Source organism: Klebsiella oxytoca, assembly GCF_009707385.1.
Classification (GTDB): Bacteria; Pseudomonadota; Gammaproteobacteria; order Enterobacterales; family Enterobacteriaceae; genus Klebsiella; species Klebsiella oxytoca_C.
In genome coordinates this window covers 2,706,764-2,730,657 of record NZ_CP046115.1, presented here as the reverse complement: position 1 = coordinate 2,730,657, position 23,894 = coordinate 2,706,764, and the positions used below count along the sequence as shown (strand labels likewise).

Here is a 23,894-nt window from a genome sequence, read left to right as displayed (position 1 = left end):
GAAGACAACATCAATGAGATAACCCAATGGATTGATTCAAATTTACATAAACCGCTGAAGATAATCGATTCTGTTCTTTACCGATAAGCGCAGTCCGTCCCTGTGGCTGGATGAGTTTGACGCTTTGGAACTGGTGGCAAACTCTACAGCTGTGCTTTCCCGGCAGTCATTCCGGATGATGAAATTGCTACCCATCACAGTATAGCCGCCCTGACTCTGCTTCAGAAACATATTCATCAATGAGACCAGACAGAAATGGTTGACCGGCCGGCACTCATTTTGCAGGCCGGATATCTTTTCGCAGGTAATATCGCAGGTACACTATTAGTCAGACTAACGAAACATCCGACGTCAAAGCACGAACTGGCACGGCATGCTTCACCGCTCGCCTGTTGGTCTTTTATTGTCTAAATAAAACACAGATGTCTATCAGGAAACCAATATGAAATTCAGCAACGTAAGGCTATTAGTCACAAATTACCGTGAATGTTTTGACTTCTACACCCAGCAGCTTGGTTTGGAAGCCGTCTGGGATATTGAAGATTGCTATGCCAGCTTCAAAGTAGCTGAAGGAATAGAAGGCTTCGCCCTATTTACCTCCGACATGATGGCACCGGTTGTTGGAAATACCGAAAAAACGCTCCCTACAGGATATCGTGAAAAATCAATGATTTCTTTTGAGGTGAATAATGTCGATGAACGCTATCAGGCATACTTAACAAAAGGAATTAAATTCATTAACAAGCCAATGGATATGCCAGAATGGGGCATGCGTGTGGTTCATCTGTACGATCCGGAGGAAAACTTGATTGAGTTATTTACCCCGCTAGCTACAACAAAGTAATACATATAATTAAAGAACGGTGTTAATTGTTCGAGGATAGCTACGCCGTTTCTGAAGCCTGTCTTTGATTTATTGAGCGCATATAAAACAGGGGCAAAAGCCCCTTTTTTATAACCTTTCGCCTATCGCCCATTTCGCGAAAAGCAGAGGGTAACTACATAAAAAGCAAAATGACTCAAGGTCGTCTGAATAACGCAATGCTGCGTCCCGCCAGAACAAAATCAATGGCTTCAGTAATGACTATGCGGTCAGTTTTTTCTTCAGAGGTCGATAGCTCAAGAACCCAGCCGCCTTCGCCAAACTGCGGAATCCGGAACGGTACCGCGCCCTCAAAGGGATTAAACAACATCAGCACGTCATGCCAGATCCCCTCCTCTTTTTCCAGATCGGCGCGACTGATAGCCACGCCCAGCGTTGAGCCTTCATCCCATTGTTCAGACTGTTGCAAACCGCCACCGGCGTTAAACCAGCGTATCTCGAGCCCGTCACGCCAGCTTTCACGGCGTAAAAGCGGTTGTTCTGCACGCAGAGCAAGCAACTGCTGCGCAAAATTACGCAGGGTTTTGTCCTGTTCCGACAGCGATTCCCAGTTTATCCATGAAATCTCACTATCCTGGCAGTAACCATTATTATTACCCTGCTGCGAACGACCAAACTCATCGCCGGCCAGCAGCATCGGCGTACCGTGGGAGAAAAGCAGCGTAGTGAGAAAATTACGCTTCTGGCGTTCACGCACGGTGACGATATCCGGGTTCTCGCTCGGTCCTTCTTCGCCATAATTGCATGACCGGTTATCATTATGTCCGTCGTTGTTGTCCTCACCGTTTGCTTCATTGTGTTTTTCGTTATACGAGACCAGATCGTTTAACGTGAAACCGTCATGGGCAGTAATAAAATTAACGCTGGCCCACGGGCGACGGCCGCGCAAATCATACAGATCCCCCGATCCCAGTAATCGGGCGGCAAAATCGGTGGCAACGTTATCGCCTTTCCAGTATTCCCGAACCGTATCACGGTACTTGTCGTTCCACTCTCCCCAGCCTGGCGGAAAGCCCCCAACCTGATAGCCGCCGGGTCCAATATCCCAGGGTTCACCAATCAGTTTGAGTTTCGACAAAACGGGATCCTGGGTTATCGCATCAAAAAAGCCGCCTCGCGGATCGAACCCTTCCGGCTCGCGACCGAGAATTGTCCCAAGGTCAAAGCGAAAGCCGTCAACGTGCATGGCCTGAGCCCAATAGCGCAGCGAATCCATGATCATTTGCAGCACGCGCGGATGCGAAGTATTAACCGTATTGCCGGTTCCGGTATCGTTAATGTAATAACGATGCGCATCCGGCATCGTCCGGTAATAGGAGTAGTTATCTATTCCTTTGAATGAAAGCGTGGGCCCCAGTTCATTGCCTTCTGCAGTATGGTTATAAACGACATCGAGAATCACTTCGATGCCTGCGTCATGAAAAGCACGAACCATGTTGCGGAACCCTTCAATCCCCGAGGGGCCATAGTAACGGGAGGCGGGAGCAAAGAAGCCCAGCGTATTGTAACCCCAGAAGTTTTTCAGCCCTCGATCCAGCAGATGCTGGTCGTCTGGAAACCAGTGCACGGGAAGGAGTTCAACGGAAGTGATGCCCAGACTTTTGATGTAATCCACTGAAGCGTGATGACCCATCCCCTCATAGGTGCCGCGTAGTTCAGGCGGAAGAGCAGGATTTAGCTGGGTAAAACCTTTCACGTGGGCTTCATAAATTACCGTCTCAGGCCATGATACATCAGGACGCTTCTCCCCCTGCCAGCTGAAAGCATCCGGGTCGATGACCTTGCATTTGGGGGTAAACGCAGCGCTATCGCGGGTATCGAAGCTAAGGTCTTTCTCCTCATGCCCCAGCTCATAGCCAAAATGGGCGTCGTTCCACTCAATATCGCCGACCAGCTCGCGCGCGTAGGGATCGATAAGTAATTTATTCGGATTAAAGCGATGCCCGTTTTGCGGATCGTAAGGACCATAAACGCGATAGCCGTATAGCGCTCCTGGCTGTAGATCGGGTACATAGCCATGCCAGATTTCGTGGGTATATTCTGGCAGTTCAAGCCTCGCGATTTCCGTTTTCCCGGAAGGATCGAATAAACACAGCTCTACGCGTTCAGCGTGCGCTGAGAACAGCGCGAAGTTTACGCCTTTCCCGTCAAAATTGGCCCCCAGCTGCTGGCCGTGACCAGGACGTATTTCAAAAGTTTCTTCCTTTGGCATCGTCATTCTCCACTTTCCTCACCGCTAATAAGCGTCAATAACCACCCTGCTTCTGTCGTCAGATCGAGCGCCTCTTCAAGCAGACGACCTTCGCCAGTGAAAACATCGTGAAAATATCTTCCAGCCAGCTCCTCGGGTATCGATACCGCCGTATTGCCCCATAATTTTGCTGAAGACTCAGACAGTCCATGCGCCGCGACGTCAAACACCAGGCGAGGAACAACCACAATCAGCCCCTTCTCCTGATTGATACGGGCATAGGCGATGAGATTATCCTCCCTTTCACCAGAGACTTTTAACGGAACCCAGTCACCATACTGAAAGAGCGCCGCGTGCTGCTGTCGAAGACGTAAAAAAGTGGCGGTGACGTACTGTTTCAAGCGCCCGTCACGCCATGGCTGTTCATGCAAAAATAGCGTCGGATTTCCTGAATTGAGATTTTGTGCAAGGGTTTTAAAGTCAGGCTCTCGTCGGTTATCCGGATCGACAAGGCTAAAGTTCAGTCCTTCGCTTCCCTGGTATATATCCGGTACCCCGGGTGCGGTCAGCTTTATGACCGTCTGGCTAAGGCTGTTCACCAATCCTGCGCGGATAAACGGCTGCAGCGATGTATAAAAATCATTTAAAAACAGCTGATTTTCCGCAGAGAGAAGCTGTTGCGCATAGTTGAGAACAACGCTTTCATAGCTTTCATTGCTGTCGATCCAGTCGGTTCTTTGCTTGGCCTCACGCAACGCTTTTTCCACAAACCCCAGAAAACGCTCTTCCAGTGATTTCAGCCCGGCGGTATCGTCCGGCAACAGCGCCGCGGGCCACACGCCGGCCAGCGCCTGATAAAGCATCCATGTATCCGCCGCGTTGGGGGCCGTCCCGTCGTTTAAAAAGCGCACCAGGGTTTGGTTCATCTGGCGCCAGCGGGCGAGGTTCGATGCCCACAGCTGCGGCGCTTCCGTTAAGGTATACAGACGGGCGCGGGCATCCTCACCTCGTTTAGTATCGTGGGTCGAGGTTCCCAGCAGCGCATCGGGCTGACGGGCAAGCCGAATGCGCATCTCCTGGTGAAAACGAGACAGTGAAAAAGCGCGGGGAGTAGGATCGGCCCCGACTTCGTTCAAGGCCAGATCCAGGTTATGACGAAAGAACAGCGTATCTTCAACTGATTTAGCCATTAAGGGACCGGTCAGCTGCTGAAAACGGGTTCTGAATAATGAAGCGCTCTCCAGACTGGTCTCTTCCAGCTCGCCGGTCAGAATATCGATAATGGCACCAAGAGCAGCGGGGTCGGATTTATGATCCAGAGAATTAACACGATCAACGACTTTATTTAAAAGCGTAATATCATCGGGCGTTAGCCCTTCTCTGGTGCCATAGGTGCGATACACCGGAAAAGCGATCAATAATTCTCGCAAAGCATGCCGAAGCGACTCGTGCTCAACCTCAAAACCGTTACGCTGTGCCAGTTCGCAGGCCAGATGCAGCAAGGTAGTAAACTCGCCCTCAAAATTGCGGTCCGTCATCAGCCCTTTAGCATCGCGCAGTTCTTGATGGCGATCGACCGTTGCGCCAAGCGCGTCGTCATGAACCTGCTGCAGCAGCTCGAGGTTATTATCATCCACCAGCACTTCCGCCAGCGAAGCGATAAACTCATATCCCGTCGTGCCGGAAACCGGCCAGCTGGCAGGCAGCTGCTCCCCTTTAGCGAGGATTTTTTCAACCGTTATATAGCAATCTGGCCCGGTCGCCTGACGCAGGCGCTGTAGATAACCCAACGGATCGGCAAGACCATCGATATGATCGATTCGCAATCCATCAACGATGCCTGCATGTACCAGCGCCAGAATAAGCCGATGCGTCTCTTCAAATACCGACTCATCTTCGACTTTTACGCCGATCAAACCCATCACTTCAAAAAAACGCCGCCAGGAGAGCTGTCTGGGCGCTTCCCGCCAGCACATCAACCGCCAGCTTTGCGCTTCGTGCAGTGCGGTGATTGCCTGCCGATCGGGAAATGTTAGCAGTTGCTCACAGCCCGCTATGCTTTCAGGATTAAGAGGGTAAGCCTGATCATAGTAAACGAATGCCGCTTTGCCCGTGGCAGGATCGCGCTTTAGTTCGAGCGCCCCGCTTTCCAGTTCCGCCTCAAAAGTATCGCCGAGAAACGGCAGCGTGAGAGGCCGCGTCCAGTCGATATCGAAATAGTTCGCCCAGGCGCTGTTCTTGCCATGTTCAATCACGTCCCGCCACCAGCGATTCTCCAGAGAAGTCGCCATATGGTTGGGAACAATATCCAGAATTAGTCCTATCTGCGCACTACGCAATGCCGTCACCAGACGATCGAACCCTTCGCGCCCGCCAATAGCCGGGTCGATTTCGTTAGGATCGGTAATGTCATAACCATGGGTAGAACCGGTGGTTGCCGTAAAAATCGGCGAGGCGTAAAGATGACTGATTCCGAGTGCTTTAAGATACGGCACCAGCGTCGCGGCGCGATCGAAAGTCATCCCATTGCGGAACTGAATACGATAAGTAGCGGAAGGGATCATGATGATGCTTCTCCATTAGCAAAACGAACAACAATACTGTCTGCCGTTAACGCATCGCGCCGCTCCGGCCAGCTAAAAATGACCTCTCCCGGTACATCCGGTATCGCAAAAGATTTGTCGCCGATATTCAGCGCCACAGACAGCGTAGCGCCCGGAAATAGCCAGCTCACGGCCAGCGTTTGCGGATCGGTATGCAGAATTCGGCTCTCGACGGGGCCGCCTTCGGTGAGTAGAGGGACGATATAGCGATGGCGCAGCCGCAGCAGGTCGCGCGTAAAGCGCAGCCACGACTTCCCCTCCTCGCTTGCCGCTTGTTGCCAGTCGAGCTTAGAGCGGATAAAGGTGTCTGGATCATTCGGATCCGGGACGGATTCATCATGCCCTGTATGTCCGGCAAACTCTTTTGCACGCCCTTCCCGTACGGCCTTCGCAAGCTCGCCCTTAAAATCGGTAAAAAATAGAAACGGATTCGTCTCACCATACTCTTCCCCCATGAACAGCAAGGGAATGTGGGGAGACAACAGTAAAGCGGCGAGCAAAACCCGCGTTTTCTCCGCCCCGGCAAGAGAAATGAGCCTTTCTCCCTGGGCTCGATTGCCGGTCTGGTCGTGATTCTGGATAAAATCGACAAAAAACTGCGGGGGCTGCTCTGAACACTTTACGCCGCGAGATTGTCCCGTCTGGGGAGAGATCTCCCCCTGGTAGACGAATCCTTCGGCCAGCGCTTTCGCTGCATTTTTGGCGGGCTGATGCGCAAAGTCCTGATAATACCCATGCGTTTCGCCGGTCGCGAAAACGTGAACTGCGTTATGGAAATCATCATTCCACTCGGCGGTAAAGAGCGGAGTGCGTCCATTTTCATCGCGCGGATGCAGGAATATCACGTTACGACTATCTTCGGTAGTAAGGTGGATATGACGGTCGGGAATCGCTCTGCGGATGTTTTCGGCTATTTCTATCAGCACATGTCTGGCTGAACGATCCTCAATCTGGTCGATAGCGTCAAACCGTAGCCCGTCAAGATGATACTCAGTAAGCCAGAACAGCGGCGCTTCGCTAATATATTGCCGCACGGCTGCGGTTTCATAGGCGATAGCATTGCCCCACGGCGTCATCCGCTGCTGATGGAAAAAAGCCGGCGAGAGCAAAGGCAGATAGTTACCTTCCGGGCCAAAATGATTCAGAACGATATCAAGAACCACTGAAAGCCCCAGCCCATGGGCGGCATCAATAAATGCGTGAAAATCCGCCGGTGAGCCATAAGCCGAGTGCGGCGCATAAAGTAATACGCCGTCGTAACCCCAGCCGCGCGAACCGCCAAACTGCGCAACCGGCATCACCTCTATCTGCGTGATTCCCAGTTCGGCCAGATAAGGCAGCTTTTCAATGGCGGCCTGGAAAGTCCCTTCTGGGGTAAAAGTACCGGGATGAAGTTCATAGATAACGGTTTCTTCCCACGGGCGGCCTTTCCAGTCACGGTGGATCGGTTGATAAACTCTGGGGTCGATGATCAGCGAAGGGCCATTAACATCATCGCGCTGCGCGCGCGCCGCCGGATCGGGAATGCAGGTGCCATCAGCTAAACGAAAGCGGTATTCATCACCATGCTTCAGGCCAGCAACGTCAATCTGGAACCAGCCGTCCCCTACGGCCTCCATGATAATGTCCCGATCCCGTAGACTCAGTGTCATCGTATTCTGCCCTTCCGCCCACAGGCGAAAACGGACAGTATCTGCAGAAATGAACTCCGATCCCCAATGCTTTTGAAACGATATGGATTCCATTCAATGTCCTTAAAAGACCTGTTCAGATAACGCTGCGTGAAATATAAGATTAGACCAGGTTTCGTCGAGTGTGCTGTTGGCGCTGCGGCTGTTAATTTTAACGACGTTGTCTATCATTAATAAAACGCTAAAAAACAAGGAAAGCTATGCACATTCGTAAAGGATTAAATACCGACCTCGCACGGCTGGAATATTGTGATTTTTCCTTCACCGTCAGTCATATCCTCAGTGGTCCATTTATAAATAATGACCTGCAAATCGAAGCGTTAGACAGCTCATACATTAAAAGCTATGCGCTTGATATCCAGACCCTGGAGAATCATTGCCTTAATCCGGATGCCATATTTCTGATTGCCGAGACCGAAGATGCGCAAATTGCAGGGTTTATCACGGCATCGCTCAGCTGGAACAAATTTATTTCCGTTGATTACATCGCCATTGAAAGTTCAAAACGCAGAACCGGCGCGGCCAACAAGCTAATGGCTGCAGCCCATATCTGGGCCCGCAGTATGAACGCGGCGGGATTAAAGCTGGAGACGCAAAACGTCAATGTTCCTGCCTGTCTCTTTTACAGAAATTATGGGTTTACGCTTGGCGGTTACGACCGCTATCTCTATAACGCATTAGCGGAAAAAGATGAAATTGCGCTGTTCTGGTATTACATGTTGACCTGATCCCCGGGTAAATAATTCCTGGTTTTACGCCGTTAATTATTCTTAGTTTATAAATTTTTGCTCACCTGAACGCGATGAGTGACTAATCTTAAGTTTCACTTATGAAGGAGGCCGGTATGACAACAGGAAATAATTCAACGCTACATTATCCTCTTCCGCCGTTTATCGAGCAGCCACAGCAGCCCCCAGGGCTGGCATCAGAAATGAAGCCTCTCCCCGACCATGGTGAGACCAGCTATATCGGCTCGGGGAAGCTTGCGGGAAAAAAAGCGCTTATTACCGGCGGTGATTCTGGTATTGGTCGGGCTGTCGCTATTGCCTATGCGCGTGAAGGCGCGGATGTCGCTATCGGCTACCTGCCGGAGGAAGAGTCCGATGCGGCTGCGGTGATGGCTCTGATCCGGGCTGAAGGAAGAAAAGCCGTCGCCATTCCCGGTGATATTCGGATTGAATCATTTTGCGACACCCTGGTGGAAAAAGCGGTCGCAGAGCTTGGCGGTCTGGATATTCTGGTGAACAATGCCGGCAGACAGCAGTATTGCGAATCCATCGAAGAGTTAAGTACCGCAGCGTTCGACGCCACGTTTAAAACCAACGTCTATGCTCCATTCTGGATAACCAAAGCTGCGCTTCGGCACCTGTCTGAGGGCGCGGTTATCATCAATACCTCTTCCGTTCAGGCCTTTAAACCGAGCGAGATCCTGCTGGATTACGCCCAGACCAAAGCCTGCAACGTGGCGTTTACCAAATCCCTGGCCCAGCAGCTTGGCCCCCGCGGTATTCGGGTTAACGCCGTCGCGCCCGGACCATACTGGACACCGCTGCAGTCAAGCGGCGGACAGCCGCAGGAGAAAGTGAAGAAATTCGGTGAGGATACTCCGCTCGGCAGACCGGGCCAGCCGGTAGAGATTGCGCCGCTTTATGTTCTCCTCGCCTCAGACGCCTGTTCCTATGCTTCTGGTCAGGTCTGGTGCTCGGATGGCGGCACTGGCGTAGCTTAAAGCAACAAACTGTCGCTGTAGCGTTCTGACTTAATCAGCGCGTTGCAGCGATTCCGATGACCCTTCATAGATGTAAGCGTAGAAGTCACTCTTATCATGTCACTTTACATGTTTTAAAAGCTCAACTCTTCGTAATATTCACGCTCATAAATACGCTCGAAATTAGAATAATCTCATTTATTCTCTCAGAACTATTTATTTTTTAAGCTTATTGGATATTTAGTAACCATCCGGTTTTATCCAACAAGACAATATCGCAAGGCTAAAATTTGCAAAAACAAACGCAGCGGCTAAAATAATGACAAGATAACTAAACACACAGGGAGATATTATGGGTTTTTGGCGAATTGTCTTAACGATTATTCTACCCCCGCTCGGCGTTCTGCTCGGCAAAGGCTTTGGCTGGGCGTTTATTCTTAATATTATCTTGACCATCCTTGGTTATATCCCAGGTCTTATTCATGCGTTCTGGGTTCAAACCAGAAGTAATTAATTACAGACTATTACATTTTTATCCACTTTAGATCGGATGATTTGTTGGGGATGTCATCATCCCCGACAAGCAGTACAGAAAACGATGCCCACCGGTCAGGCCGGTATCATTAACGATATTTGACCGCCGTTCAATTTGAAGAACCTCGCCAGAAGATTCCACTAAAATAATAACCTGCGGTTTTATATGCGTTCAAAGCAACGCCTCCCACAGACGGGTCATTATTTCTTACAAAACTCATGTTGCTGGTTATTTAATCGCGGGGATAGCGAGATTTTCCCCGATAATTTGCATTCACTGACAACCGAAGCCATTATTAAAAGGCGTTAAACGGAACAAGTCATTCCACAGGAGTAATGAAATGCTGAAAATGTTAACCGCGGTCGCCTTTCTGGCCGTATCAACCAGCGCTATGGCGCAAGACGAAATTACGCTGAATAATCTGGCGAAAAAGGAACCGGCTGCCTTTAGTCAGATGTTAAAAGGGCATAATCTGCCCGCGTGGATAAAGTCAGGCGGCACAACCACTCCTGCCCGAACGGTTAAGCTCGGCAGTGAGACTTATCAGGTACTGAGCGCCTGTAAACCCCACGACTGCGGGGCGGAACGCTTTGCCGTGCTCTGGTCGGAAAAATCCCGACAGATGACCGGTCTTTTCTCCACCGTAGATGAAAAGACGTCGCAGGAAAAACTGACCTGGCTTAACGTTAGCGATGAGTTATCCATTGATGGTAAAACCGTCCTCTTTGCCGCCCTGAGCGGGAGTCTGGAAAACCATCCCGATGCTTTTAACTACCAGTAGCCGGTATTGAGCACATCTGCCGTTCATACTCGAGGTGTGGACGGCAGAATATTAGCAAAACCCTATTCACCTTGCCCGCCGACTCTCCGGAACGCACCTTCCTACAGCGAGATGCCGGCAAATGACATAAAACCCAGCGACATTAATCCGGCGGTAATGAACACGCTGCCCAACCCGCGTAATCCTTTCGGCATGTTGGCATACTTCAGCTTTTCGCGAATGCCGGCCAGCGCCACAATCGCCAGCATCCAGCCAATTCCGCAGCCGGTGCCATAGGTCAGAGATTCCAGGAAGCTGTATTCGCGCTGCACCATAAAAATGGTTGCGCCGAAGATGGCGCAGTGGATGGTTAATAGCGGTAAAAACGGCCCTAAAGCATGGTTTAAGGCATGGAAATATTTGTCGATTACCATCTCAAGGATTTGTACCAGCGCCGCAAGAACGCCGATAAAGGTGATGAAATCAAGGAAACTCAGATCGACTCCTTCAATCAGGGCATTCTCTTTCAGAAGATGGTGGTAAATCAGGTTGTTGATCGGAGTCGCGATCGCCAGCAGAGCTGTTACCGTCACACCCAGGCGAAAAGCTACGTCGATTTTTTTGGAGATAGCGAGGAAAGTACACATCCCGAGGAAAAAATTGAGCGCCATGTTCTCAACAAACACCGCGCGGATAAAAATATTCAGGTGAGATTCGAACAAGACAACCTCCATGTTGTTGAGTTATTTCTCAATGATGCCAAATTTTTAGCGGAAACAGGAAATTACGACTCGGTTTTGCCGAGTCGATCACCTTTTAATTTCCTGTTTTTTGCTACGGCAGGGCTGAAGCCTTTAGCCCCCCTTCTTGTCTAGCGAAACGTGCGAGAAAGCATTGTGATGTAATCATTAACCGGTACCGGTTTCGAGAAATAGTAGCCCTGGTAGATAGCGATCCCCATATTTTTGAGCATCTCGAGCTGCTCCTTCTCCTCGACGCCTTCAGCAATAACCTGGCAATTAAATTTCTTCGCCAGATTGACCATATTCTTAACCACCAGCGCAGAAGCAGTATTGGTGACAATGTTGAAGGTAAACACTTTATCGATTTTGATGATCTCCGGATTAAACTGCTGGATGTAGCTGTAATTAGCGTGACCGGTACCAAAATCATCTAGCGAAAACTGTACTCCGATGCTTCTGAGTTTGTCCGTAACCTCTGACGTTTGCAGGGTATTATCGATCGACTCTCGCTCGGTGATCTCCAGTACCAGGCGCACTTGCGACTCTTTCATCTGCTGAATAAACGTCTGGCATAGCGTAACAATTTCGTTGTCCTGAAAGTTGACCGAACTGGTATTAAAGCAGATAAACAATCCCTTCGGGATGAGCGATTGTTGACGACGGAGCTGACGACTCACTTCGGCAAAGCAAATCGCGGTTATATCTTTTATCAAACCCGTCTGCTCCGCCACGGAGATAAATTTATCCGGCGCAATAAACCCCTGTTTGGGATGCTCCCAGCGCACCAGCACCTCGCCGCCGACAACCGAGTTGGTTTCATTGCTGATAATAGGCTGGATGTAGGGTTTGAGCTGTTTAAGCTCGATAGCCTGTCTGAGCTGATACTCAATGGTATTACGGTAGCGCAGGTAGTTTCTGAATAAGAAAGTCAGCAGCAGCGAGGCCAGAATAATCGCGATAAGCGTATATTGTTCATGGTGTATAAACGCACCAATACCGCTCGCATAGTGACGATCGGCAATAACTGAATAGTTAAACTGCTCTGAGGCAAGGCGTACGGGAACTTTGATATCCGGCGTCGTCGTTACTTTCCCCTTGCGGGTCATCACCCTGTCTTCGACCTTAAGATACAGATGCGCATCGCCATCAAGGACATTCAAAATGTTGTATAAATAATAACCATCAACGCCAACCAGAATAGTATTTCCCTGTTCATCTTGTTCAGAGTAAACCATTAAGGGCTTGGACGGCGTAATTTCGCTGCCGCTGAGCAGGCGTAGCGCTCCTTGCGTATATTGCGTGTGATCGAACTGAAACGTGCGACCGCCGAAAACTGAGGTGCAGTAAATTTCATCATGGTGCCCTAAATTTACCGTGCGCACATCCGGAATGGTGGCAACCAGCGTTCGCAGCTCCGTCAGGACATTCTCACTACACTTTGCGCCAAAAAAATGTTCAGCCTGATCGGCGGCCTGCTCTGCATGTGAAACGGTAACGTCAAGGCTCGAAATCGCCTGTTGAAGCCGTGAATGGATATCCCGGTCGACTTTTTTTTGCATTTGCCAGTAGCAAAGCCCCGTTCCCAGACTCATTACCGTAATCAGAAACAAGAGTATCCACAAACGATGGCGTAATGATGAGTAGTTCATTGTGCTAATCCAGTTCCGCTCGCCATAGGGGGCGACGGTCAATTGTTTGGCCAAATTTTAACAAATCCTGTTTAAAATCGCCCTGAACCGATCAAGTTTTAATGCATATCAATGATATATCATGGCAAACCGTTGCGTGACGCGAGAAGATGCTTAATCTGCTGCGGGCAGAAATGATCTGGCCGTTATGTCTGCCGCTAAACTATTGACTTAAAGCCGAATGATACGAAAATGACTCTCCTGTGCGATGACCAGAAAAGCTGGCAAATATGACGATCCGCTCGCGTAACACTATCCTGAATAAAATAAAAATATCCGCCGTACCAATAACTGCTGCGCTGCTGCTGGCCCACTGCGGCAGCAAACCGCCCGTTTCGCTTGTCACCCCAACGCCGCCGGCAACCAAACAACCAACCCTACCCAAAAGCCACGAACCGGTGCGCGGGGTCTGGCTGACCACCGTTTCCCGTCTCGACTGGCCGCCGCTGGAGTCGGTCAACGGCAGCATCACGGCCGATCGTCGCATCGCTCTCCAGCAGCAGGCGCTAATCGCTAAGCTGGATAATTTAAAAAGCCTCGGTATTAACACCGTATTCTTCCAGGTAAAGCCAGACGGTACCGCCCTGTGGCCGTCAAAGATCCTGCCATGGTCCGATATGCTGACCGGAAAAATCGGCGAGGATCCGGGCTACGACCCGCTCAAATTCATGCTTGATGAGGCCCATAAGCGCGGGATGCGCGTTCATGCCTGGTTTAACCCCTATCGCGTTTCGGTCAACACCCGAGCAAAAACCGTCGCCGAGCTTAACAGTACGCTGTCGCAGGTTCCAGCCAGCGTTTACGTCCTGCATCCTGAGTGGATCCGCACCTCCGGCGAGCGCTTTGTTCTCGACCCGGGGATTCCTGAAGCGCGCGACTGGATAACCAGCATCGTGGCGGAAGTGGTGGAGCGTTATCCCATCGACGGCGTCCAGTTTGACGATTATTTTTACACTGAGTCGCCTGGATCGGCACTTAACGATAACCGGACGTTCCAGCAGTACGGCCAGGGTTTTGCCGCGAAAGCGGACTGGCGTCGGCACAATACCCAACTGTTGATTGAACAGGTTTCCCGCACTATTAAGCAGCTTAATCCCGATGTCGAATTCGGCGTCAGCCCGGCAGGCGTCTGGCGTAACCGCTCCCACGATCCGGCGGGTTCCGATACCCGCGGCGCGGCAGCCTATGATGAGTCCTACGCTGACACCCGTCTCTGGGTGCAGCAAGGGTGGCTGGACTATATCGCGCCGCAAATTTACTGGCCCTTTGCCCGCGACGCGGCCCGCTACGATGTGCTGGCGAAGTGGTGGGCTGAGGTGGTGAAACCTACCAATACTCGCCTGTACATCGGCGTAGCGCTGTACAAAGTCGGTGAACCGTCGAAGAACGAGCCCGACTGGACGCGCAACGGCGGCGTGCCAGAATTGAAAAAGCAGCTTGATCTGAACGAGTCGATGCCGCAGATTCAGGGCACCATTTTGTTCAGAGAGAATTACCTCAATCAGCCGCAAACCCAGCAGGCCGTTAACTATCTGAAAAGCCGCTGGGGAGGTTGATTCATTCACCTGACAGGCCTCGTGCCTGACACTAAAACCATCGCTGGAGGATGTATGCTGAAAAAATCGATCGTCGCCTTTTCACTGTTTTGCGCTCTGACGCCCGCCGTTTTTGCGGGCAATAGCGAAAGCGAACAGTTGAATAAAAAGAATGTTATTGATTTTTATAATAAAGCCTTAAACGACAAAGACTTCTCTGCCGCCAGGCCCTATCTCGGGGATCACTATATTCAGCATAACCCGATGGCAAAAGACGGCGTGGAAGGCTTCCAACAGTTTATCGCTTTTCTGAAGAGTAAATATCCCGACTCGCACAGCGAAATTAAGCAGGCGTTTGTCGACGGAGATAACGTGATCCTGCACGTTGAGGTGACCGGTCGTGAGCCGGGCGTTACGCGAGCTATCGTGGATATCTTCCGCCTCAACGAACAGCACAAAATCGTTGAACACTGGGATGTTACCCAAAACGTTCCGCAAAAAACCGCCAGCGGCAACGGCATGTTCTAAAACCCGGCCAGGAGCCTTCTGCTAACACTCTCGCTTTCCCTTTTTTCATTCGTACAGATGATCGCTTGTTTAAACATTTTATTTACTTTACTGTAAAGTAAACAAACAGACGAGATCAGACTGATGTTCAACGAAGGAAACTGGGGAAAGCTTCTTTATTTCATTGGATTATCGTTTTTCACCTGCGGTGCGAACGCTTCGTTGCCGAAATTCATCCTGCAAGATGATAGTGTCCAGAACGTCTGTTCACACACCTCAGAGGCGGATAATTCCCGGCTCTGTCACGCCCTTCTCACGAGCCAGCCTGCACAACGGCGGCAGCGCGAACTGCACTTTTTACTGCAGCAAAATATTTTCAGTATTCAGACCTATGACTATCTGTGGAGTGAATACCAGCGCGCATCGTCATGTTCAGCAATTCGCAAATTGTTTACGAGCAACCTTCCCGATGCGGCAAGACAGGTATTGCCCTTTACTCCTCTCCCTGCGTACGACGAGCTCAGCGAACCACCTGCCGTGTTTGCTCTGCAAGAATCCCTTAACTGACCGAAGGTGAATAACAATGCTGGCCCGCTTTTTTGTCTTTCGCCCCGTTTTTGCCGCCGTCATCGCCATCTGCATTATGGCGGCCGGCGCTCTCGCCCTGCTGACCTTGCCGGTGGAACAGTATCCGGATATCGCTCCTCCTGCCGTCAACGTCACGGCGAACTATACCGGCGCTTCAGCGGAAACCGTCGAGGATAGCGTTACCCAGGTGCTGGAGCAGCAGATTAAAGGCATCGACGGGCTGATCTATTTCTCCTCAAGCAGCAGTTCGGCTGGCCAGGCGCGGATTAGCCTTAGCTTCGATCAGGGCGTTAACCCTGATATGGCGCAGGTACAGGTACAAAATGCGGTAAACCAGGCGATTACCCGCTTACCGCAGGAGGTACAGCAGCAAGGCATTACCGTTACCAAATCCCAGGGCGACAGCCTGATGGTGGTTGCCCTGTATGACCAAAGCGAGCAATTAACCAGCCTTGATATCAGCGATTTTCTCGTCAGTTCCCTGCAGGAGCCGTTGAGCCGGGTTGAAGGCGTGGGTGAAACCACCGTTTTTGGCGCGCAGTACGCCATGCGCATCTGGCTTAATCCGCTCCAGCTTACCAGCTATGGTCTGATGCCCTCGGACGTACAGGCCGCCATTGAAGCGCAGAATTCGCAGGTAACCAGCGGTGAAATTGGCTCGCTGCCGACGCTTGAGGGACAGTATCTGAACGCCACGGTGACGACGCAGTCCCGACTTGAGCGTCCGGAGCAGTTTGAGAATATTATTCTGCGCACGAATAGCGATGGCTCGGTGGTGTACCTGCGCGACGTAGCCCGTGTCGAGATCGGCGCGGAAAACTATCAAAACCAAACTACGCTCAATGGTTACCCCTCCGCCGGGATCTCGATTCAACTGGCCTCGGGAGCCAACGCGCTGGAAACCGCGGAAAAAGTTCGGGCCGAAGTCGAACGCCTCTCTTCCCGCTTTCCACAAGGCGTGGTCGCTGCCTACCCGCGCGACAGCACACCGTTTGTGACGGTATCGATCGAAAGCGTGGTGCATACGCTGATTGAAGCGATCCTCTTTGTCGTGGCCGTCATGTATCTTTTTCTTCAGAGCTGGCGGGCGACGCTTATCCCGACCCTTACGGTACCGGTCGTTCTGCTGGGGACTTTCGGTATTCTCAGCCTGCTCGGTTACAGCATTAATACCCTCACCCTGTTTGCGATGGTGCTGGCAATCGGCCTGCTGGTTGATGACGCTATCGTGGTGGTGGAAAACGTTGAGCGTTTGATGGCAGAGGAAGACCTCACCCCGCTGGAGGCCACGCTACGATCGATGAATGAGATAACCGGGGCACTAATCGGTATTGCGCTGGTTCTCTCCGCCGTTTTTATTCCGATGGTGTTCTTTGGCGGCTCGGTCGGGATTATCTATCGCCAGTTTACCGTGACTATTGTCTCAGCCATGGCGCTGTCCGCGCTGGTCGCCCTGACGCTGACGCCAACGCTGTGCGCCCATCTGCTCAAGCCAGGACACATGAAAAAAGGGCGTTTTTTCACCCTTTTCAATCGCGGCGTGACGATAAGTCAGAACCGCTACCTGGCCACGCTCCAACGAATAACCGCCCGTCCGTTCCGTTTTGTTTGCCTGGCCCTGATCCTGACCTTTTTGATGCTCTGGCAATATCAGAAGCTCGCTAGCGGATTTCTGCCCGAGGAGGATCAGGGGGCGGTCATGGTTCAGTACACGCTGCCGTCTGGCTCGCCGATGTCAATGACCGAGGAGGTTGGCGCTGATATTGCCCGCTATTTTATGACCGAGGAGGAAGATAACCTCAACGTTATTTTTATGGTCACAGGGAGAAACAATGCCGGCAGCGGGCAGAACGTCGGCATGGCATTCGCTGAGTTAAAGCACTGGGACCTGCGTCCTGGGGAGAAAAACAGCGCCCAGGCGATTATTTCCCGCGCGAACCAGTACTTTAATAAAAATGCCCGGCAGGCCAACATCAGCGTGATGTCGCCCCCGACCGTGCGCGGGCTTGGGCAATCCAGCGGTTTTGAGCTATGGCTGCAGGACAGCGCGGAAAACGGCAGCGCGGCGCTTATGCAGGCGCAAACCACCCTGCTCAATGCCGCCAGAGAAAATCCCGCTCTGGACGCGGTACGAATCAATAGTCTGGAAGAAAAGGCGCAGCTCCAGGTCGATGTCGACAGACAAAAAGCGCAGGCTCAGGGCCTGGATCAGGCCGATATCAACAATACGCTCTCGGCGGCCTGGGGGGGCGTATATATTAACGACTTTATCGACCGTGGGCGGGTGAAACGCGTGTATATGCAAGGAGACGCAGCCTGGCGTTCGACGCCGGAAAATTTATCCGCCTGGTTTGTCCGCGGCAGCAGCGACAACATGGCTTCCTTCGACAGCTTCTCGACGTTTCGCTGGACCACCGGGCCGCAAATGCTTCAGCGGTTTAACGGTTTGTCGGCCGTGCAGTTTCAGGGAGGCGCGGCGCCCGGCGTCAGCTCCGGTACGGCGATGGCTGAGATGTCCGACCTGGTCAGCTCGCTGAACGGCTTTGATCTGCAATGGAGCGGTTTGTCCTGGCAGGAGCAGTCATCTTCGGTGCAAACGCTGTGGGTCTACCTGGCATCGCTGGCCTTTATGTTTTTATGCCTGGCCGCCTTATATGAGAGCTGGTCGGTTCCCATTGCCGTAATGCTGATTATCCCGTTGGGCATTATTGGCGCCATCAGCGCTTCATTGTTTGCCGGTTATGAAAATGACATTTACTTCCAGGTAGGGATGCTGACGACAATGGGCCTCTCGGCCAAAAATGCGATCTTAATCGTTGAGTTCGGGCTGGCGCAGTTCCAGCAAGGGAAAAGCCTGTCGGAGGCCGCCCTCGAAGGCGCACGCCTGCGTTTGCGTCCTATCATTATGACCTCACTCGCATTTGTTGTCGGCGTGATCCCTCTGGTACTCTCTAGCGGAGCCGGTGCTGCCAGCCAACAAGAGATTGGGACGGCGGTCATTGGCGGTATGCTCACAGGGACGCTGCTGACGTTGCTTTTCGTTCCACTATTTTTCCTGCTGGTGCAGCAAGGAATCATGCGGCTGAAAAGTCGCAAACAGTAAGGAATCAATTGATGGCCAATCAACGCGGGCGGCCGATGAAAGCCCGCCCCCGCATTTTACAAACTGCCCGTGAGCTGTTTCTCCAGCACGGGCTGGACGTGTCTCTGGATACCATTGCCGCCGAAGCGGGCACCACGCGGCCGACGCTGTACAGCCATTTTCCCGGCGGTAAAGATGCGCTGCTGCTGGAGACGTTTGCGTTTCTGAATGACAAAATGCAGCCGCCCCTGCGCCAGCTTTTGCAGGAGCGCCAGCAGGATCTTCCCGCGCTGCTGCACGGGTTTGCTAACGTTGTGCAACAGCACTTCTATGCCCCGGAGAATATCCATTTTCAGCGCCTGCTTATCCAGGTGCTGGTGCAGAAACCCGAGCTTTACGTCACGCTTGAGCAACGACCCTCTGGCCGCGTACTGCAGGCGCTCAGTGAGATCCTTGCGCAGAAACGAGATGAGGGTCTGCTGACCCTCGACAACCCGGAACTTCAGGCGACGGCGTTTCTCGGCGCAATTATGGGCTACCCGTTGCCGGGAGCGCTCATTGCACAAAAAGCGATAGATCCTAAAAAGCTCGAGCAGCTTGCCGACTGCGCGATTGCGCTGTTTCTCAAAGCATGGGACTACAATCCATAATGCTTCACCGTTAACAATCCGGCCCTCTGTGAAAGGGCCGGATGCACGCCTAACCGGCGAGGAGCTCATCGTACAGGCAGCGCAGACGAGTGCGCAGATAGAGAACCGCCTTGTGCTTACGCGAAAGCAATGCCTGCTCGCTCGCGCCGGACTCTTCGGCCAGTTCCCGATAGCTGTAGCCCTGCAGCTCTGTTTTCTCAAACACCTCGCGCTGGGCGGGAGGTAGTTCTGAGAGCGCCTGATTCAACTCCTCCCACAGTAGCGCTTTAAGGTACTCATCCTCCGGCGTTTGTGGGACGCCAAACAGCGTCTCGGCCAGCTCATCTTCGGGAAATTCGCCCTCCTCCTCATCCTGGAAGCCTTGCGCCAGCGGCAGCTCGCGCTTTTTTCTCGCCCGATCGGTCATTTCATTTCGCGCCGCCCGGAACAACCAGGCGGCGATATTCTCCACCGGCTGCTCGACGCGGATAAGCTGATAAGTCACTTCCTGCAGGATATCGTCGGCTTCATCGTGCAGCGGGGTTCGTCCGCGAATAAAGGCTTTCAACCGTGACCGGCAGGCATTGATGGCGGAAATAAGCCGTGAGTCCGCCACGACCCCATTTTTCATCGCGCTCACTCGGGATCCGCGTGTTTAACCGGACTCTCTTGCTGCGGCGCATTTTCTTTGCGCCGTTCGCGCCAGCCACAGTGGTCGCGGTTCCAGCGGTGACCAAAGCGCTGAACGAATTCATCGCGCTGCTCGGGGCTCATGTTCATCCAGCGTTCATGCATCCGACGTCGCCCGTGCCCGATACCAAACATTCCCGGTCGAAAACCGAGACCGCCGAACAGGATCCGCGATAGCGCCAGGAGACCTAACGCCTGCCAGAAACCGATGCTCTTTACCCCAAGAATGGCCGGCAGCAGCGCATTCCACAGCGACATCACCACAAGTCCGAGAATGGCGATGAGCACTACGCCGATAATCAGCGGTTTTGCCATTCTGTGGCGGCCAAATCGGTCATGGTGTTGATGCTGGTGTTGGCGGTCGTGCCTGTCGAAATCTCTCATCATCTGTTTACCTCATTATGTTTGTGAATATAAGCCTGTGGTGAGGTAGACGAATGAGCGGACGAAATATTGCTGAAAAATTTAAAAGATTGGATAAAAGAGATACGCGTGAACGCAGTTAAATTTCTGAAAGCAATGACGTTGATGAGTGTTGCCGCGGTTGTATTCTTGAGTCCGCATTGAACCGCCCGGCGTTCAGGGCGGCTCGTCAGCTTATCGCGTTACTGTTTGTCGTTAAGCGCCTTAAGCATGAAAGGCACCGAGTTGCGTAATGACGGATTAACCGTACCGCTGTGATCCAGTCCTTCGTAAATATGCACTTCTGCATCAGTTCCGGCACTTTTCACCGCATCAGCAAAGCGTTTTTGCATCGATGTTGGCACGTTGATATCCACGCTGCCAATGCCGATAAATACCGGATGATCGACTTTCAGCGTCGGGTAAAGCATGGTATCCACGCTGGCGTTCAGCAGTGAATCCACGCCAGGCTTGAGAGAATTAGCGGCATTCAGGCCGGCCTTCATCACCTCATCGTTCAGCGGCGTAATGCACAGATTGTTCGCCTCTTTCAGCAGCGGCAGCGCTTTGTCCTGGAAATAATCGCCCGGATTTAGCTGCGGATTGCTATCGGCGGCGGAGAGATAGATATAGAAAATATACGGTATTTTCGGATCGCCGCCGGTCTGAACTTTACCGCCAGACGGCGGGAGAATATCGGAGGCGGTGGTGCCTTTCTCAAAATAAGGCGTGCCGGTTAGGACCGTCGCGCGAATATTCAGCTCCGGCGCATATTCCGGCTGATATCCCGCGGTAGCGAACGCGGCATGGGCGCCCTGCGACTGCCCTACCAGAATAAGTTCATTCTTAAGCGGAAACTGCTTCAGGGCGGCGCGTACGCCATCGAGAACGCTCCATGCTTCGCCGCGGGCATTAAGATAGTGGTGCAGGCCAGAAGAGCCTAATCCAGCGTAATCCGGTGCGACTACCGCATAACCCAACGACAGCCAGGTATTTAAATATTGCTTATCGCGATCGCTGCGCGGATTCAACGACGGCGCGCAGTGATTGGCAACGCCAACCGTACCGTGGGCCCATACCACCACTGGCCATCCTCCTTCCGGCGTTGCGCCAAAGGGAATAAACACCGCCGCGGTATCTTCACGCGCGCTTTTGCCATCAACGCCGCTGCGTGAAGGATAGTGCAGCAGATACTGCTTAGCCGCCTCGCTTAAACCATTCTCGACGTTCAGCGGCGAAACGAGCTTATCGGTGTCGGCTGCGGCAGTTGCCGGAGCGGAGCTCATTGAGAGCAGCAGTAGCGCCGAGGTTGCAGTAAGTAATTTTTTAGTGAGTGAATAAGTCATGACATCCCGTTCCAGAATTGGCGATGAACTTATTGTAGACCCTTAAGCATGAATATCAGGTCAATAAAGCCTGACTTTCCAGTGATTTTTATAAATCCTCGGTTTGTTCGCTTTTTACCGGGAAAAATAATGATAGATTTTTATCATTCATATCTCAGGAAAGACATCTATGTCAGCAAAAAAAGTGACCATGGCCGACATCGCCCGGGAGGCCAGAGTGGGTATCGCGACGGTCGACAGAGTGCTCAACAAACGTACTGCCGTCAAAGAGAGTACCGAACGTAAGGTACTTGAGTCAGCGCGCCGTTTAGGTTTTGCGCTCGAGCAGCCCCACTATCGGCTGGCCGCCGGGCAGCCGGCGATAGCCCTCAGAATGGGGTTTATTTTACTGCAGCAGTCGCACTCGTTTTATCATCAGCTGGCGCTGGCCCTTGAAAAAGCGGCCTTATCATGGCACAGCCCGACTCAGGCCCCGGTTTTTCTGCATTACGATATCAATGCCATCGACGACATGGTCGCCGCCATTTCCCGTCTCAGCGAAGAAGTGGACGTTATTGCTATTGTCGCGCTGGACAATCCGCTTATTCGCCACGCTGTCGTTCAGGCCATTGATAAAGGCGTGCATGTCTTCACCCTGCTCTCGGATATGAGTATTGCCCAACGCACCGGCTATATCGGGCTGGATAACCAAAAAGCGGGCCGCACCGCAGGATGGGCGGTGGACAGGCTATGTCACGGCGATGGGGAGATCGGCATTATCGTTGGCGATAACCGGTTTATTTGCCAGGAGAGCTGTGAGATAAGCTTTCGCTCCTACTTACGCGAACAGGGGAAAGGCGACCGGGTGCTTGAGCCAGTGCGCAGCCACGAACGCGCCGATATCGCCCGCCAGGTGACAGAAGAGATGCTGTACCAATATCCCGATCTGCAGGCTATTTACGCACCCTGCGGCGGCGTGGAGGGGATTATCGCCGCGCTACATGCGCATCAACGTCAGTATCAGGTCACCCTGATTTGTCATGGGCCGGTAGATAACGGCGAGCTGGCGTTAATCGACGGCACTATCGATCTCATGCTTGCCCATCGGCTGGACGAATTTGCCACGGCGACAATCCACGCGTTTGTTCAGGCCGCCAGCCAACCGCAGCCAAACTTTATCAACGCGCTGCAGCCGTTTGATTTACTCACCAAAGAAAATCTCTGATCGCCGGTGGCGCGTGTGAATCAGCCGCGCGCCTTCTGGTGACTTAATTTGATAAAAGACCATCATTTTAACCATCAAAATAAAGCTTGAATCACATCAAAGAATTTAAATTTCATCATTGTTGATTTTGAAATTTTCATTCAATACTGGTCATGTTTACCCCTCATTATGAAAAGGAACCGGTCATGACCATACATATTGCTAATGCGCCGTGTAGCTGGGGCGTCGATGATCCCAAAAACCCTTATCTGCCAGCATGGTCCAAGGTGCTGCAAGAAGCGGCAACCGCAGGCTATAAAAGCATTGAACTGGGGCCCTGGAGCTATTTACCGACTCAGGCCGATGAACTCCGCGCTGCGCTGAATAAGCAGGGGCTGTCGCTGGTTGCCGGCACAATCTTTGACGATCTGGTCAGCGAAGAGAACTTCGCGAATATTGTCGCACTGACGCATAACATTTGCCGCAATCTGTCGCAGGTGCCGGCGGCGGAAGAAACGGCGGGCAACCCTTTCCAACCCCCCTATCTGGTTATTATTGATTTTGGTAATCCGCAGCGGGCGAAATATGCCGGACGCGGAGATCTGGCCCCCCGCCTTTCCCCCGCCGACTGGCGGCGGATGATCGACCACATCACTATCATCAGCAAACTGGCGTGGCAGGAGTACGGCGTTCGCCCGGTTATCCACCCTCACGCCGGCGGCTGCATCGAGTTTGCCGATGAGATAGATCTGCTGGCAACGCAAATTCCCCATGATGTCGCCGGGTTATGTCTCGATACCGGACATCTCTACTATTCGGGTATGGACCCTATCGCCTGGCTGGATCGCCATTTTGACCGCCTTGACTACCTGCACTTTAAAGATGTCGATCCGAAGGTATTCGAGAGCGTGATTTCCCGGGGCATCGACTTCTTCTCCGCCTGTGCCGAAGGGGTAATGTGTCCGCTCGGCACCGGCGCGATTGACTATCCGGCCGTACGCGCGTTTCTCGATAAGCGCGGCTATCAGGGCTGGATCACTATCGAACAAGAACGCGATCCGCGTAACGTTGAAGGCAGCCTGCAGGCAGTAACGGAAAGCCTGCGCTACCTGCGCTCCGTTGGCTTTTAA

The 23,894-nt window shown here is 52.3% G+C and carries 20 protein-coding genes and 1 pseudogene; 13 read left to right on the top strand and 8 right to left on the bottom strand.

Annotation, left to right across the window (positions count from 1 at the left end):
• Positions 1 to 67 precede the first annotated feature (67 nt).
• Both GJ746_RS25625 and GJ746_RS12595 read left to right on the top strand, forming a co-directional pair.
• A pseudogene (locus tag GJ746_RS25625) lies at positions 68 to 359 on the top strand (Rpn family recombination-promoting nuclease/putative transposase); the annotation flags it as partial.
• Between the two features lie 83 nt (positions 360 to 442).
• Complete coding sequence (locus GJ746_RS12595) at positions 443 to 844, top strand: VOC family protein (RefSeq protein ID WP_154680507.1); 402 nt, start codon at positions 443 to 445, stop codon at positions 842 to 844.
• A gap of 175 nt (positions 845 to 1,019) precedes the next feature.
• Here GJ746_RS12595 and glgX read toward each other — a convergent pair whose 3' ends face one another.
• Genes glgX through treZ form a run of 3 tightly spaced genes read right to left on the bottom strand, consistent with a single transcriptional unit; the run spans position 1,020 to position 7,422 of the window.
• Positions 1,020 to 3,095, bottom strand: coding sequence for a glycogen debranching protein GlgX (glgX, locus tag GJ746_RS12590; protein ID WP_154680506.1), 2,076 nt, complete (start codon positions 3,093 to 3,095; stop codon positions 1,020 to 1,022).
• 2 nt (positions 3,096 to 3,097) lie between these two features.
• A complete protein-coding gene (gene treY, locus GJ746_RS12585) occupies positions 3,098 to 5,638 on the bottom strand; it encodes a malto-oligosyltrehalose synthase (protein WP_154680505.1) in 2,541 nt (846 codons plus the stop codon).
• A complete protein-coding gene (gene treZ, locus GJ746_RS12580) occupies positions 5,635 to 7,422 on the bottom strand; it encodes a malto-oligosyltrehalose trehalohydrolase (protein ID WP_154680504.1) in 1,788 nt (595 codons plus the stop codon). Before treZ ends, treY begins: the two co-directional genes overlap by 4 nt.
• Positions 7,423 to 7,568: 146 nt before the next feature.
• Here treZ and GJ746_RS12575 point away from each other — a divergent pair, with 146 nt between their 5' ends.
• The 4 genes from GJ746_RS12575 (at position 7,569) to ivy (ending at position 10,392) form a co-directional block, all read left to right on the top strand.
• On the top strand, positions 7,569 to 8,096 hold the full coding sequence (locus tag GJ746_RS12575; protein ID WP_154680503.1) for a GNAT family N-acetyltransferase: 528 nt from the start codon (positions 7,569 to 7,571) through the stop codon (positions 8,094 to 8,096).
• A 116-nt stretch (positions 8,097 to 8,212) separates the two neighbouring features.
• On the top strand, positions 8,213 to 9,097 hold the full coding sequence (locus GJ746_RS12570; protein WP_154680502.1) for an SDR family oxidoreductase: 885 nt from the start codon (positions 8,213 to 8,215) through the stop codon (positions 9,095 to 9,097).
• A gap of 331 nt (positions 9,098 to 9,428) precedes the next feature.
• Complete coding sequence (locus tag GJ746_RS12565) at positions 9,429 to 9,590, top strand: YqaE/Pmp3 family membrane protein (protein WP_154680501.1); 162 nt, start codon at positions 9,429 to 9,431, stop codon at positions 9,588 to 9,590.
• A gap of 361 nt (positions 9,591 to 9,951) precedes the next feature.
• Entirely contained in the window at positions 9,952 to 10,392 is a 441-nt protein-coding gene (gene ivy, locus GJ746_RS12560; protein WP_154680500.1) for an Ivy family C-type lysozyme inhibitor, read from the top strand.
• 101 nt (positions 10,393 to 10,493) lie between these two features.
• Here ivy and nqrE read toward each other — a convergent pair whose 3' ends face one another.
• Entirely contained in the window at positions 10,494 to 11,105 is a 612-nt protein-coding gene (gene nqrE, locus GJ746_RS12555; RefSeq protein WP_227852634.1) for an NADH:ubiquinone reductase (Na(+)-transporting) subunit E, read from the bottom strand.
• A 137-nt stretch (positions 11,106 to 11,242) separates the two neighbouring features.
• On the bottom strand, positions 11,243 to 12,763 hold the full coding sequence (locus GJ746_RS12550; RefSeq protein ID WP_154680498.1) for a cyclic diguanylate phosphodiesterase: 1,521 nt from the start codon (positions 12,761 to 12,763) through the stop codon (positions 11,243 to 11,245).
• A gap of 269 nt (positions 12,764 to 13,032) precedes the next feature.
• On the opposite strand from GJ746_RS12550, the gene GJ746_RS12545 reads away from it, so the two are divergent.
• From GJ746_RS12545 to GJ746_RS12525, 5 genes are all read left to right on the top strand, one after another.
• Entirely contained in the window at positions 13,033 to 14,358 is a 1,326-nt protein-coding gene (locus GJ746_RS12545) for a glycoside hydrolase family 10 protein (RefSeq protein WP_154680497.1), read from the top strand.
• A gap of 54 nt (positions 14,359 to 14,412) precedes the next feature.
• Positions 14,413 to 14,865 (top strand): ester cyclase, encoded by a 453-nt coding sequence (locus GJ746_RS12540; protein ID WP_154680496.1) that lies wholly within the window; start codon positions 14,413 to 14,415, stop codon positions 14,863 to 14,865.
• A gap of 123 nt (positions 14,866 to 14,988) precedes the next feature.
• Entirely contained in the window at positions 14,989 to 15,411 is a 423-nt protein-coding gene (locus tag GJ746_RS12535; RefSeq protein WP_154680495.1) for a hypothetical protein, read from the top strand.
• A 16-nt stretch (positions 15,412 to 15,427) separates the two neighbouring features.
• Positions 15,428 to 18,535: a multidrug efflux RND transporter permease subunit gene (locus GJ746_RS12530; protein WP_154680494.1), complete on the top strand. Its 3,108-nt coding sequence runs from the start codon at positions 15,428 to 15,430 to the stop codon at positions 18,533 to 18,535.
• A gap of 11 nt (positions 18,536 to 18,546) precedes the next feature.
• Positions 18,547 to 19,164: a TetR/AcrR family transcriptional regulator gene (locus tag GJ746_RS12525; protein WP_154680493.1), complete on the top strand. Its 618-nt coding sequence runs from the start codon at positions 18,547 to 18,549 to the stop codon at positions 19,162 to 19,164.
• A 49-nt stretch (positions 19,165 to 19,213) separates the two neighbouring features.
• Here the strand turns inward: GJ746_RS12525 and GJ746_RS12520 are convergent, their stop codons facing one another.
• From GJ746_RS12520 to GJ746_RS12510, 3 genes are all read right to left on the bottom strand, one after another.
• Positions 19,214 to 19,774 (bottom strand): RNA polymerase sigma factor, encoded by a 561-nt coding sequence (locus GJ746_RS12520; RefSeq protein ID WP_154682716.1) that lies wholly within the window; start codon positions 19,772 to 19,774, stop codon positions 19,214 to 19,216.
• A gap of 5 nt (positions 19,775 to 19,779) precedes the next feature.
• Entirely contained in the window at positions 19,780 to 20,217 is a 438-nt protein-coding gene (locus GJ746_RS12515; protein WP_154682715.1) for a hypothetical protein, read from the bottom strand.
• Positions 20,218 to 20,438: 221 nt separating this feature from the next.
• Positions 20,439 to 21,581, bottom strand: coding sequence for an alpha/beta fold hydrolase (locus GJ746_RS12510; protein ID WP_154680492.1), 1,143 nt, complete (start codon positions 21,579 to 21,581; stop codon positions 20,439 to 20,441).
• A 169-nt stretch (positions 21,582 to 21,750) separates the two neighbouring features.
• On the opposite strand from GJ746_RS12510, the gene GJ746_RS12505 reads away from it, so the two are divergent.
• Together GJ746_RS12505 and GJ746_RS12500 are read left to right on the top strand one after the other, a co-directional pair.
• Positions 21,751 to 22,785, top strand: coding sequence for a LacI family DNA-binding transcriptional regulator (locus GJ746_RS12505; protein WP_154680491.1), 1,035 nt, complete (start codon positions 21,751 to 21,753; stop codon positions 22,783 to 22,785).
• A 185-nt stretch (positions 22,786 to 22,970) separates the two neighbouring features.
• Entirely contained in the window at positions 22,971 to 23,894 is a 924-nt protein-coding gene (locus GJ746_RS12500) for a sugar phosphate isomerase/epimerase family protein (protein WP_154680490.1), read from the top strand.

What these genes read in the sequence shown, in the direction of transcription:
- GJ746_RS12570 (WP_154680502.1), top strand. Translation starts at nt 8,213, where the DNA reads ATGACAACAGGAAATAATTCAACGCTACATTATCCTCTTCCGCCGTTT.
- GJ746_RS12535 (WP_154680495.1), top strand. Translation starts at nt 14,989, where the DNA reads ATGTTCAACGAAGGAAACTGGGGAAAGCTTCTTTATTTCATTGGATTA.
- glgX (WP_154680506.1), bottom strand. Translation starts at nt 3,095, where the DNA reads ATGCCAAAGGAAGAAACTTTTGAAATACGTCCTGGTCACGGCCAGCAG.
- GJ746_RS12530 (WP_154680494.1), top strand. Translation starts at nt 15,428, where the DNA reads ATGCTGGCCCGCTTTTTTGTCTTTCGCCCCGTTTTTGCCGCCGTCATC.
- GJ746_RS12520 (WP_154682716.1), bottom strand. Translation starts at nt 19,774, where the DNA reads ATGAAAAATGGGGTCGTGGCGGACTCACGGCTTATTTCCGCCATCAAT.
- treY (WP_154680505.1), bottom strand. Translation starts at nt 5,638, where the DNA reads ATGATCCCTTCCGCTACTTATCGTATTCAGTTCCGCAATGGGATGACT.
- GJ746_RS12505 (WP_154680491.1), top strand. Translation starts at nt 21,751, where the DNA reads ATGTCAGCAAAAAAAGTGACCATGGCCGACATCGCCCGGGAGGCCAGA.
- GJ746_RS12525 (WP_154680493.1), top strand. Translation starts at nt 18,547, where the DNA reads ATGGCCAATCAACGCGGGCGGCCGATGAAAGCCCGCCCCCGCATTTTA.
- GJ746_RS12545 (WP_154680497.1), top strand. Translation starts at nt 13,033, where the DNA reads ATGACGATCCGCTCGCGTAACACTATCCTGAATAAAATAAAAATATCC.
- treZ (WP_154680504.1), bottom strand. Translation starts at nt 7,422, where the DNA reads ATGGAATCCATATCGTTTCAAAAGCATTGGGGATCGGAGTTCATTTCT.
- GJ746_RS12565 (WP_154680501.1), top strand. Translation starts at nt 9,429, where the DNA reads ATGGGTTTTTGGCGAATTGTCTTAACGATTATTCTACCCCCGCTCGGC.
- GJ746_RS12500 (WP_154680490.1), top strand. Translation starts at nt 22,971, where the DNA reads ATGACCATACATATTGCTAATGCGCCGTGTAGCTGGGGCGTCGATGAT.
- ivy (WP_154680500.1), top strand. Translation starts at nt 9,952, where the DNA reads ATGCTGAAAATGTTAACCGCGGTCGCCTTTCTGGCCGTATCAACCAGC.
- GJ746_RS12515 (WP_154682715.1), bottom strand. Translation starts at nt 20,217, where the DNA reads ATGAGAGATTTCGACAGGCACGACCGCCAACACCAGCATCAACACCAT.
- GJ746_RS12550 (WP_154680498.1), bottom strand. Translation starts at nt 12,763, where the DNA reads ATGAACTACTCATCATTACGCCATCGTTTGTGGATACTCTTGTTTCTG.
- GJ746_RS12595 (WP_154680507.1), top strand. Translation starts at nt 443, where the DNA reads ATGAAATTCAGCAACGTAAGGCTATTAGTCACAAATTACCGTGAATGT.
- GJ746_RS12540 (WP_154680496.1), top strand. Translation starts at nt 14,413, where the DNA reads ATGCTGAAAAAATCGATCGTCGCCTTTTCACTGTTTTGCGCTCTGACG.
- GJ746_RS12575 (WP_154680503.1), top strand. Translation starts at nt 7,569, where the DNA reads ATGCACATTCGTAAAGGATTAAATACCGACCTCGCACGGCTGGAATAT.
- nqrE (WP_227852634.1), bottom strand. Translation starts at nt 11,105, where the DNA reads ATGGAGGTTGTCTTGTTCGAATCTCACCTGAATATTTTTATCCGCGCG.
- GJ746_RS12510 (WP_154680492.1), bottom strand. Translation starts at nt 21,581, where the DNA reads ATGACTTATTCACTCACTAAAAAATTACTTACTGCAACCTCGGCGCTA.